Genomic DNA, 408 nt, shown 5'->3' with positions numbered 1-408 from the left:
GAGGACGTTCACCACGGAGTGATTCATGACTGGGGTGAAGTCGTAACAAGGTAGCCCTAGGGGAACCTGGGGCTGGATCACCTCCTTATACGATTTAGAACTTATTTGTTCGTAGTGTCCACACAGATGATTGTTAGTTAGCTAAACCACGTTGGTTTAACTAATTAATATGCTCTTTAAAAATTTGGAAAGCTGATATTAAAATTCTTATAGATAACATTGTTATTTATAAAGAGTTTTCAAAAGTAAAAAATATGCCATTAATCAGCAATGATTAATCGGTATCTACTTTAGTATTCTCATCATTATTTGATGAATTAACTTCTGGCGAAGTTAACAGCTGTCACTAACAAAGACCCGTTTGGGTTGTATGGTTAAGTGACTAAGCGTACACGGTGGATGCCTTGG

The 408-nt window shown here is 37.0% G+C and carries 1 rRNA gene; it reads left to right on the top strand.

Features of this window, described 5'->3' with window-relative positions:
- Window positions 1-88 (top strand): 16S ribosomal RNA (locus tag IRQ78_RS20465); the annotation flags it as partial.
- Window positions 89-408: the final 320 nt, after the last annotated feature.

It is taken from the genome of Pseudoalteromonas simplex (assembly GCF_015278155.1).
Taxonomy (GTDB): Bacteria; Pseudomonadota; Gammaproteobacteria; order Enterobacterales; family Alteromonadaceae; genus Pseudoalteromonas; species Pseudoalteromonas simplex.
Note: the sequence above shows the minus strand (reverse complement) of the source record. Positions and strands in the feature narration are given on the sequence as shown.